Annotated in this window: 1 protein-coding gene; it reads left to right on the top strand. The window is 39.7% G+C overall.

The features are described from left to right. Nucleotides 1-190 precede the first annotated feature (190 nt). Complete coding sequence (locus EDC17_RS16710) at nt 191-1,633, top strand: IS1634 family transposase (protein ID WP_207895803.1); 1,443 nt, start codon at nt 191-193, stop codon at nt 1,631-1,633. The last annotated feature ends 23 nt before the right edge of the window (nt 1,634-1,656 follow it).

Here is a 1,656-nt window from a genome sequence, read left to right as displayed (position 1 = left end):
CCTGTTTTCAGCAAGTCATTTTAACTTAACTCAAACTCACTGTAATTCAGTGTATTACTGTTGAGTTATTTAAAAATAGGGTGTCTCATGGCTTTTTTATCTATTTTGTGATGTGTTTGTCAGAAAGAAAAAGAACCATTCAGGTAGTTTTAGCGTCCAGCTGATTTCCAAAAGCTCGGGTAAATACAAAGTGGTTGAAACGATCGGCTCATCAGTAGATGAGCAAGAGCTTTCGAAGCTGATGTTGAAGGGTGAGCAGCGCATTCGTGAGCTGAAAGGCCAGTTTACCATGTTTACTCCTGAAAAGGATAACATCATCGAAAGCTTTGTGTCTGAATTAAGCAATGGTCAAATCCGAACGATAGGTCCAGAGCTGGTTTTTGGAAGGATTTTTGACCACATTGGTTACGGGATAATTGAAGATCCGCTCTTTAGACATTTGGTTGTTTCCCGTCTTGCGTTTCCTTTAAGCAAATTGAAAACGGTTGAATACCTCTATCGTTACCAAGGAGTCTCTGTGAGCATAGATTCTATCTATCGCTTTTTGGACAAGCTGAATAATCAATTGAAAGAAACCATCGAAAAGATAGGTTTCGAACATAGCAAACGGGTTCTCAAGGGAGAAATCAATATTGTTTTCTACGATATGACCACCCTTTATTTTGAATCAAGTGATGAGGATGACCTCCGAAAAAGCGGCTTTAGCAAAGATGGTAAGCATAGTAACCCTCAGATATTTTTAGGTTTGTTGGTGGGGCTGGGAGGATATGCGATCGGTTACGATATTTTTGAGGGTAATATCTACGAAGGAAATACACTTATCCCGGTCATCGAAAAAATAAGTAAGCGGTTCGGACTGAACAAGCCGGTGATCGTAGCTGATGCGGGTCTTTTAAACAAGTCCAACATCACTAAACTGGAAGAACAAGGTTACCAATATATTCTTGGAGCACGTTTGAAAAACAGTGGCAGAACGATAAAGGAAACAATCATCGGACACTCGCTGAAGGATGGAGAGTATCTGGTAATCCAGAGTGAAGCCATCAGGACTATCATCAGCTATTCCGATAAGAGAGCAAAAAAAGACGGTATCAACAGAAAACGGGGGCTGAAAAGACTCGAAAAGCAAATCAACAGTGGCAGGCTTACCAAAAGCAATATTAATAACAGAGGCTATAACAAATACCTTAAAATGGAGGGAAATGTCAAAATCTCCATCGATAGGGAAAAATATGACCAGGACCAAAAATGGGATGGATTAAAGGGGTATGTGACCAATAGCACGCTTCCCGCTAAAGAAATCATAGCAAATTACAAAAATCTTTGGCACATCGAAAAAGCATTTCGGATGTCTAAAACTGATCTTCGGATCCGACCAGTTTATCATAGGTTAAGGCATAGGATCGAGGCTCATATTTGCTTGTCTTTTGTAGCTTACACCATTTATAAGGAATTGGAAAGGGTACTTAATAAGGAATCCTTCTCATTATCACCGGAAAAAGCCGCAGAGATAACAAGAAATATATACCAGCTGGAAATAGTACTCCCGCAATCCAGAGCCATAAAAAACATCCTCTTGAAAATGGATGAAAAACAAACAAGGTTAATCGAGATCGTCAATAAAAATTTCTAGGGTGTCCCATTGCGGAAAACAGG

Origin of the sequence: Sphingobacterium alimentarium (assembly GCF_004342685.1) — a bacterium.
In the GTDB taxonomy this organism is placed as follows: domain Bacteria; phylum Bacteroidota; class Bacteroidia; order Sphingobacteriales; family Sphingobacteriaceae; genus Sphingobacterium; species Sphingobacterium alimentarium.
Note: the sequence above shows the minus strand (reverse complement) of the source record. Positions and strands in the feature narration are given on the sequence as shown.